The organism is Trichothermofontia sp., assembly GCF_053493415.1.
Window position 1 is genome coordinate 1 of the sequence record NZ_JBRCAD010000116.1, and the last position, 8385, is coordinate 8385.

The following is an 8385-nucleotide window of genomic DNA, read 5'->3' on the forward strand; positions in this document are numbered from 1 at the left end:
GCCCCGCCCCCTGGTGTTAGTCACGTTTCAGCAGGGGAAATGGTATCTGCAGGAAGCCGATCGCTATTACGACCTAGCCCAACATTGTTGCCAGGTTGCCATTGCTGCCGTTGCCGACAGTGGCTTTGCGGAACACCGCACCAGCCAATTAGCCAACGTGGCCCTCGTGGACCTCGACCCAGCGGATGCCCTAGCCGCCGAGTGGAATTTGGTGATCCTGGCCCCGGACTACGCCGCAATGGTCCTGTGTCAGGAATTGGCCCCAGAGGACTATCGAGCCGAGGGACGCCCGGAAACCGATACGGAGCGAAAGTTTTATGGCCTGTGGACCTTCGATCGGGCCTTAGTCGCCACGACGACACAACTGTTGATTCAACGCCTAGGGGCCTATGATGCCGCCCTCGCCGATCGCCTCAGCCAGATACAGGCGGAGATTGAGGCCCACCTTAGCGCAACACCGGCTGACCTGACCAGTGTCATCACCCGCATCGTCTCCTACCTCCAAACCAGCCAGCAGCAATTGGTAACTGTGAATCGGCAGGCACGGGAATTGTGGGAATTGGAAGGACGCGCCCTGCGTCTCAATCGGAACTTGGCGGCCAATAAGCTTCAAGCATTGCTGCGGATGGCCCAACGGGTAGATGAGCGCGATCGCTGTAATCCGGTGGCGTCGTTGCAAGTGGCAGCCCTATCCGAAACCCTGGGGCAACTATTGGACCTGCCCGCCCTTAACCTCCGTCGCCTACGCTTGGCCGGATTGCTGTTTCGCATTGGCTTAGCAGAAGCCCCCAGCGAGGTGTTTACCCAGATAGCCAGTGATTTAGAAGCGGCCAGCCTGACCCTCTGGCGCGATCGTGCCCAACTCAGTGCCCAACTCCTAGCGACAATGCCGGAATTGGCGGCAGTTACCGAAATTGTGCGACACCACCTGGAGCACTGGGATGGCAGCGGGCGGCCTGGGGGCCTGAAGGCCGAAAGCATCCCCCTGGAATCCCGGATTTTGGGATTGGTCGCCTATTTCCAAGAAATGACCCAGCCACGGGGCGATCGGCCAGCCCTCAGCCTCAACCACGCCCTGGAAAAATGCCAGGAACGGAGTGGTAAACGGTTTGATCCGGGGTTAGTCGAACAACTTAGCCAAGTAATTCAGCTTGTGGAACTGGGTATGATGCAGTTGCCCGATCGGCCCAGTCAAGTGCCTGCCGTTTGGCTCGAAGATCCCGACGAAGGATACCCCAACGCGATCGCTCATCCCCCATCAGCGGTAACCCCATGACCCACCCCTCTAGCCTTGATCTCGACGCGATCCGCGCTGGCCAGCAGCGAAACCTGGCCCACCTGGATTTGGCCGGTACTGACCTGAGTGGTGCCCAGCTAGCAGGCGCGAACCTTTTCCAGGCCGACCTGCGGGGGGCCGATCTGTCAGGAGCCGACCTGCGGGGGACCATCCTGCGGGCCAACCTGCGGGGGGCCGATTTACCCGGCGCCGATCTGCGGGGCGCGGACTGCCGTAATGCGGACCTGCGGGGCGCTAACCTCCTGGACGCTCTCTTTACCCAAGCCAGCTTTGCCGGCGCCTTCCTGGCGGCGGCATTGCTAACGAATGGGAATTTGGCCGCCGTGGACTTCCGGGGGGCGGATTTGCGCGGGGCCAGCTTAATGCGGGCCAGATTGATGCAGGCCGACCTCAGCCATGCCAATTTGGCGGGAGCCGATCTATCCGAAGCCGACTTGGAGGAAGCCATTCTGACGGGGGCCATGCTGCGCGGCGCAAACCTGTACCAAGCCAACCTACTGTGTGCCCAAATCGAGGCAGTGCTTTGGGATGGGGCCTATCTGCTGGGCACTTGTTTGGCCGGAACCCCCCTGGACCCGTCCTTCAGGAACCCAGACCATCAAAAGCATTCGGTAGATAGGTAGCCAGGGTGAGGCTGTAGCCATCCCAGTGGACCGATTGCCCCAGCGCGATCGCCCCAGCATCACTGGCAGCCCCTCCCAGTGTGTCCACCGCCACGCCGGAAAGAACTGGCCCCAGCGATCGCCCACTTGGGACAGGGCAATAGGTAATCAGGGCGACATCAAAACGACAGATAGCATGGGCCAGGTGAGGCATTGTCGACAGGAACACCTGGGCGGTTTTCCAAAGCTTGGCTTGCTTTTGGGGCGTAATCGCCAGCAGACCATTGGCATCCCAATTCCGCTGCTGCCGGGTTTTGACCTCGACAAAGGCCAAGGTTAACGGCCGATTGCCGCTCCCCCCCGTTGTCAACGCTCCCGCCTGGGCAATCAGATCAATCTCGCCCCAGCGACAGTGCCAGCGTTGCGCCAGGATCTCCCACCCCTGGTTACGGAGCCATTGCGCCACCAGCGCCTCTCCCAGGTTGCCCACGATCGCCTTGCCTTGCCCCATCCTAACCCCGGTATTGTTCTACCCAGGCAATCACCCGCTGGGCGACCTGGCTACCCGTCAGACGATCGATCTCGCGAATCCCCGTAGGACTGGTAACGTTTACCTCAGTCAGATACCCGCCAATCACATCAATGCCCACAAAATACAGCCCATCCCGGCGCAAGGTGGGCGCGATCGCCGCACAAATTTCATACTCCCGATCAGTGATTTCGGTAGCCGCCACCCGGCCCCCCACCGCCATATTGCCTCGGAATTCCAGCCCTGTTGGGATACGGTTGATCGCACCGATCGGGTCGCCATTGAGCAAGATAATGCGCTTATCCCCCAACTTGGCATCGGGTAGGTATTGCTGGACGATGACGGGGACGCGCCCCTGCTCGGTGCTAATCTCCACCAGGGAATTCAAGTTGCGATCGTCCGGCGTCAGGAACAAGATCCCTTCCCCGGCCTTACCCCCCAGGGGTTTCAGCACGGCTGCTCCCTGTTGCTCCACAAATTGCCGGATTGTCGCCTTATCCTGACTAACAATCGTTGTGGGCATGGCCGCCTGAAACCGCAACCCATACATCTTTTCGTTCGCCGCCCGAATGCCTTGGGGCTGGTTGATAACCAGGGTTTTGGCCGGATCAATGTAGTCCAACAGGTAGGTGGCATACAGGTAGGGAATCGTCACCGGGGGATCGGTCCGCATCCACACCGCATCCATCGTTTCCAAAGGCAGGGTCACCAGCGCAGCGGGGGTTTCGGCTTGGTGACTCAGCCAATACCAGGGCTGGGGGATCTGCCATGCCCCAGCCACTAACTGCACCGGGTTGAGCCGGACGGGGGTGAGACTGGCCCAGGTTTTACCATCAGCCACACTCAGGGCCTCGATCTGGGTAATCCAGACTTCATGCCCCCGCAATTGGGCCGCTTCCATCAATGCCACGCTGGTATCGTGACCGGGATCGAGGGTTGCGATCGGGTCAATAATGAAGGCAAATTTCATCTAGCTGGCCTGTAGGAGGGGATCAAGCTCACCCTGGGCATTGAGGGTATAGATCTCATCGCAGCCGCCGATATGTTGGTCATTGATAAAGATTTGAGGCAGCGATCGCCGACCATTGGCCCGTGCCGCCATGACCTGCCGTGCGGATTCATCGCCATCAATACAGTATTCCGTAAACTCAATCCCTTTGGTGGTCAACAGGGCCTTAGCACGAATACAGAACGGACAACGACTCCAGGTATAGATTTCGACTTTGGGTGCCATAGGACAGTTGGGAACGTGAGGGGTTAATCGGGGGTTTCGTGAATCGTTAAGTTATGTTTCCATTCTAAAAGATCTCTGGGACTGTTCTCTGGGACCGTTCTCTGGGACCGTCGAAAGTTGACATAGCTGGTCACTGGCGTGGGGGGAGTGGGAGCTGGATGGCTGACTGCGGCTGGATTTCAGCCATGCTACCATAGCACCATGTTAAGCTTAGATCTCACCCTTATCGCTTAATCTTAACGTTGCTCCCCCCTGCCCTAACTGGAGCCAGTCTTCATTGCGGTCGCTTGCGGTTCGTGGCCAGTTTGACCTGAGCGATCGCCAACGGACCACCCAGGGAGTGCCGGTCAGCGGCAGCCTTGCTGGGGAATTGGTGTGGGGGATAGGCCATGCTGCTAGGAGGATTCTGTTATGTCTGTTGAAACGCTAGAAAAACGATCGACGGTTCGGAAAATCGCCCCTCGTTATCGCGTGTTGCTGCATAACGATGACTTCAACCCCATGGAGTATGTGGTCCAAGTGCTGATGAGTACGGTGCCCAGCCTCACCCAACCCCAAGCCGTCAGCATCATGATGGAAGCCCATACCAATGGTATTGCCCTAGTGATCACCTGTGCCCTAGAACCAGCGGAGTTTTACTGCGAGACCCTCAAAAATCATGGCCTCACCAGTACGATCGAACCTGATGAGTAGGGTCGCTCCAAGAACAGTTGTGGGGTAGGCATCCTGCCTGCTATTGAGACAGCGGCATCCTGCCTGCCATCGAGACAGCCGAGACGGCTACCCCACGTTCAATGTGTGATCGACTCGTGATCGGCTGAGGGTGTGGCGATTGGCCCAAGGGACAGCCTAGCTGGGCGTTAGGATCAAGGTAGCCCTTCAGCGCGTCCGACGCCGCCTGTCCAACCGGAACCACCTTGAAAATCCCACCTGCCCAACTCGCCCATAAACTTGCCCAGGCCCCCGCACCACAACGGATTGCGACTTTTGTGCTGATCCTGGCTGTCCTGTGGCTGCCCCTGGCCCTGCCCCTGTACGGCCTGGGTCGGCAGGCCCCTTGGGCCAGTACGATCGCCCTATTGCTCCTCTATGTCGAGTTCCTCGCGCTCTTGTCCTGGTGGGGGAAACACGTCTATCAGTCATCGACGCTCTTTCAACGCTATGGGTTGAGCTGGAGTCGTAGCAATGGTCGCGAGTGCCTGTTGGGAATAGGTTTGGGGCTGATCAGCCTGGTGGGCTTATTTGTCATCCAGGGCGAACTGGGGTGGTTAGAGTGGCAAGGTTTGCCCCAGGGGGATGTGATCTGGCAGGGGGCCGTGGTGGCCCTAGCGATCGGCTTGGCGGAGGAGGTCCTATTCCGGGGATGGTTGTGGGATGAACTCCGGCGGGATTACCCATTTCGTACCAGTTTATGGGTGAATAGTTTACTATTCGCGGCGCTGCACTTTATCAAACCATTGACGGAAGTGCTGCGGACAGCATGGCAATTTCCCGGTTTGGTGCTCCTGGCAATGATCATGATCCGGGCGAAGGGAGCCAGTCACGATCGCTTAGGTTTAAGCATTGGCCTCCATGCGGGACTGGTCTGGGGCTATTACCTAGTCAAGGTCGGTCAGTGGGTGCACTATACCGGGCAGGTGCCCCTGTGGGTGACTGGCATTGATCACAATCCCTTAATGGGGGCCAGTGGGTTGCTGTGCCTAGCCGGATTGTTGGGGGTCATGACGGTGTGCGATCGCGGCCATGCCTAGGGGTCTATCCAGCTTGATTTTGTAGGTTGAGGCAAACGCAGTACGACCCAACAAGGCAGTTGTAGGTGCTGGGTCTCGCAAACTCGACACCAACCGACAAGTCCCCATTTTAGGCATGACAGGCCACGAGTCCGTATCGCGAGGCATCCATCATTTGCCCCTGGAACAGTTCAGGCTATGCTTAAGCCATGCTCAAGCCATGCGGAGTCTGTTGGATGTGGGGAAGGGGCCATCATGAAAGCCGGGATTATGCTTATCGGGGGGGCGTGCCTGATTGGGACGGGGGTGGCGCTGGCCATAACCAATCCCTCCCAGGCAGACTATAACGACTTTGCGGTTGCGCATCTGTCGGTTTACCTGAAAACTGAGGTTTGCACCCTGAAGCTGCCGATCGTCGGGACAGCGCTACGACAGGAATGCGAAAAATTGGTTGATACGAATCAATCCCAGTTAAAGACGATCATCGCGGCCAATACCACCCGGAAAGATTACCTGTTTTTTAGTCTCTACCGCACAGAATTATCCCCCCGGCAAATCTTACCCTTTCTGCCGGAGGAACTGCTGCCTAGCTATGAAGCCGAGGCGATCGGGATTTTCAATACCTTCCAACTCTATCGGGCGCGGGAACAACCGCGCTCACAGCAAGGGTTTTGGAACGGTGAGTTTGACTGGCGGATTTCAGCTACCCCTAACTCGCTCCCATTGTTCAGCCCCGCACTGTAACCATAACCACCATCAACTCCCCGTCCCGGTCTCCGGCGAGTCAAGGCGCTTTGCGACTTCTGGGTGCGGCCATTCCAGCAACCCCTGAGTGGGATTGACGCTGACGGCACTTAAGTCCCCCCGGCTTCGATCGCCCGCTGTAAATGATAAAGGTCATTCCGAATCCGATTGACCTCAGACCATTCTCCCAGGGTACGGGCTAAGGGTAGGGCCTGCTCCAGGCTGTTCTTCGCCTGGGCTAACTTGCCCGCTCGTTGATAAACCTGGCTCGCCGTCCGTAGCGAAACAAACTGTTCCCGTAGATTATTTTGCGCCTGGGCAATTTCCAGACGACGCTCCAGTAAATCCAGCGATCGCTCATAGCGTGCCACTGAATTATGGGCAATCACTAGGCCATCGATCGCCCGCATTTCATTGCGCCGATCCTGTACCTGTTCTGCCAGTCGTAACGCTTGTCCATAGTTGGCAATAGCAGCGGGATATTGCTCTAATCGCCAATAGGCATCGGCTAAACTATTGAGGGTATTGGCTTCCCCCACCGGATCTTGCACCTGTCGTCGCAGGGTTAAAGCCGCCTCATACCGTTTAATCGCCTGCTGAAAATCACCCTTCCCAAATGCGACCAAACCCAGGTTACTCAGACTCAATCCTTCGCCTTCAAGACTGTTAATACTGCGGGCCATTTCCAGCGCTTCTTCAAAGGTGGTTTCTGCCGCATCGAGTTCATGTTTATGCAGCAGCACCGTACCCACATTATTCAGCCCAAAAATCTGTCCTCGGAAGTCCTTGTGATCCCGGGCAACGCCCAACCGCCGCCGCAGGGCATTTTCAGCAGCAATGAAATCCCCCAACTCACCGTAGGACACCCCAATAAAGTCATAGGCTAGCCCCACCGCCACAGGTTCACCCAGGTTATGGTAGATCTGCATGGCCTGCTTCCAGGACGCGATCGCCTTTTCCAACTCGCCGGCTGCCTGCTGCTGGCTCCCCTGACGCATTAAGCGATCGGCCTCATTGCGCGATCGACTTTGGGTGCCATTATTAATCGGGGTTTGCAGTTGGCGTAACAAATCCTCTGCCGCCTGGGCACGATCGCCGGCCAGCAACCCACCGCCCAAGCACACCACTGGGGCAATCATCACCAGCGTCCACAGTTTGCACCGATTCATTCCCACTCACTCCTCTCACACACTTGTAAAATCCTTAGTTTTGGGTTCCTAGTTTGCGTTCTTGCAGTTTTTTAAGGCAAAATTCAAAACCATTGCCCATTCCCTGTCCCCTGTCATCAATCCCCTGTCACCAATAATGATAATTCTCTCCTAAACACTCAGCCCAAATTCCATAAACGCCATTTCGGGTTCCCCAATCGGGTCAGGCAACACCGCCTCCGGGGCCGCGATCGGATCAGTGCCCAGATAAATCGTGCGAATATCATCTGGCAATTCCGTTTCCAGTAGGCGATAGCCCTCTTGTAATTTGAGCCGGACCTCAGCCGGCGAGAACCGTTCCCCTTCCGCCTGGAGATAGGCCGACACCCGCGTTTCGCTCCAGTGGAAAGCCTGCACCATCACCACCATCAGCCGCAGGGTTGGCGGGAGGCGATCGAGGGCCTGCTCAACATAACACCACAGCGGCGGTGAGGCGGCGTGCAGGGTGTACTGAATCGCTTCAACGGGGGGCAGGTCAGCCTGGTTAATACATAAAGCCGTGACATTGATTAGCCAATTTTGCAGGGTAATGACCTGGCCGTGGGGCGCTGTGGCGTACAAATTCAGGCCCCGTAATTCATAGAAAATGTGTCGCCAGGTTAAGGCAAAGAGGTAGTCCGCCTGGACGGGCGATCGGGCTGAGTGGCGAATCAGCGTATAAACCACCGGACTGTAGCGGCAAAAGATCGCTGTAAAGTAACGGCCTACTTCTGGATGCCGTTGATATAAGGCCACCAAGTCCTGATCGCTATGCCGCAACAGCGATTGGATCAGGGGATGACGACTCTCTGGAAACTGGGGAATTAGCACAGGCTCCGACACACTCCTCTAGAGACTGACGTAACCCAAGCACCTGATCAGGCCATACTAGGACCTACCCTGAGATCAACTTAGGTCAACACAACTGCCCGGTCACGGATCGACACCTTGAGCAAGAATAATTCCCCCCTACTATATCCAGGGATTGAAAAACTGCCAGGGGGATCGGCGCAAGTGGCCATATTCCGCAAGCCCACCCTACCCCCTGCCCCTTGCTCTTCC

The 8385-nt window shown here is 57.2% G+C and carries 10 protein-coding genes; 5 read left to right on the top strand and 5 right to left on the bottom strand.

Annotation, left to right across the window (positions count from 1 at the left end):
* Together ACWIUF_RS10130 and ACWIUF_RS10135 are read left to right on the top strand one after the other, a co-directional pair.
* A partial coding sequence (locus ACWIUF_RS10130; protein WP_448572242.1) for an HD domain-containing phosphohydrolase occupies positions 1-1276 on the top strand: 1276 nt, incomplete at its 5' end.
* Positions 1273-1920, top strand: a complete 648-nt coding sequence (locus ACWIUF_RS10135) for a pentapeptide repeat-containing protein (RefSeq protein WP_448572243.1) — start codon at positions 1273-1275, stop codon at positions 1918-1920. The genes ACWIUF_RS10130 and ACWIUF_RS10135, both read left to right, overlap by 4 nt.
* Here the strand turns inward: ACWIUF_RS10135 and ACWIUF_RS10140 are convergent.
* From ACWIUF_RS10140 to grxC, 3 genes are read right to left on the bottom strand one after another with little or no spacing between them, the layout of a single operon-like run.
* Positions 1880-2410: a YraN family protein gene (locus ACWIUF_RS10140; protein ID WP_448572244.1), complete on the bottom strand. Its 531-nt coding sequence runs from the start codon at positions 2408-2410 to the stop codon at positions 1880-1882. The genes ACWIUF_RS10135 and ACWIUF_RS10140 overlap by 41 nt on opposite strands.
* A 1-nt stretch (position 2411) precedes the next feature.
* On the bottom strand, positions 2412-3398 hold the full coding sequence (gene gshB / locus ACWIUF_RS10145; RefSeq protein WP_448572245.1) for a glutathione synthase: 987 nt from the start codon (positions 3396-3398) through the stop codon (positions 2412-2414).
* Entirely contained in the window at positions 3399-3662 is a 264-nt protein-coding gene (gene grxC / locus ACWIUF_RS10150; protein ID WP_448572246.1) for a glutaredoxin 3, read from the bottom strand.
* 411 nt (positions 3663-4073) lie between these two features.
* Here grxC and clpS point away from each other — a divergent pair, with 411 nt between their 5' ends.
* The 3 genes from clpS (at position 4074) to ACWIUF_RS10165 (ending at position 6136) form a co-directional block, all read left to right on the top strand.
* Positions 4074-4355 carry an ATP-dependent Clp protease adapter ClpS gene (clpS, locus tag ACWIUF_RS10155; protein WP_448572247.1) on the top strand — a complete coding sequence of 94 codons (282 nt, stop codon included), beginning with the start codon at positions 4074-4076 and terminating at the stop codon, positions 4353-4355.
* A gap of 224 nt (positions 4356-4579) precedes the next feature.
* On the top strand, positions 4580-5413 hold the full coding sequence (locus ACWIUF_RS10160; protein ID WP_448572248.1) for a CPBP family intramembrane glutamic endopeptidase: 834 nt from the start codon (positions 4580-4582) through the stop codon (positions 5411-5413).
* Between the two features lie 234 nt (positions 5414-5647).
* Positions 5648-6136, top strand: coding sequence for a DUF4359 domain-containing protein (locus ACWIUF_RS10165; protein ID WP_448572249.1), 489 nt, complete (start codon positions 5648-5650; stop codon positions 6134-6136).
* 110 nt (positions 6137-6246) lie between these two features.
* On the opposite strand, the gene ACWIUF_RS10170 is transcribed toward ACWIUF_RS10165, so the two are convergent.
* Entirely contained in the window at positions 6247-7305 is a 1059-nt protein-coding gene (locus ACWIUF_RS10170) for a tetratricopeptide repeat protein (RefSeq protein WP_448572250.1), read from the bottom strand.
* A gap of 150 nt (positions 7306-7455) precedes the next feature.
* Positions 7456-8154, bottom strand: a complete 699-nt coding sequence (locus tag ACWIUF_RS10175; protein WP_448572251.1) for a sigma-70 family RNA polymerase sigma factor — start codon at positions 8152-8154, stop codon at positions 7456-7458.
* Between the last annotated feature and the right edge of the window lie 231 nt (positions 8155-8385).

Excerpts from the sequence above, each read along its gene's own strand:
- ACWIUF_RS10135 (WP_448572243.1), top strand. The coding sequence starts at position 1,273 with ATGACCCACCCCTCTAGCCTTGATCTCGACGCGATCCGCGCTGGCCAG.
- ACWIUF_RS10140 (WP_448572244.1), bottom strand. The coding sequence starts at position 2,410 with ATGGGGCAAGGCAAGGCGATCGTGGGCAACCTGGGAGAGGCGCTGGTG.
- gshB (WP_448572245.1), bottom strand. The coding sequence starts at position 3,398 with ATGAAATTTGCCTTCATTATTGACCCGATCGCAACCCTCGATCCCGGT.
- grxC (WP_448572246.1), bottom strand. The coding sequence starts at position 3,662 with ATGGCACCCAAAGTCGAAATCTATACCTGGAGTCGTTGTCCGTTCTGT.
- clpS (WP_448572247.1), top strand. The coding sequence starts at position 4,074 with ATGTCTGTTGAAACGCTAGAAAAACGATCGACGGTTCGGAAAATCGCC.
- ACWIUF_RS10165 (WP_448572249.1), top strand. The coding sequence starts at position 5,648 with ATGAAAGCCGGGATTATGCTTATCGGGGGGGCGTGCCTGATTGGGACG.
- ACWIUF_RS10170 (WP_448572250.1), bottom strand. The coding sequence starts at position 7,305 with ATGAATCGGTGCAAACTGTGGACGCTGGTGATGATTGCCCCAGTGGTG.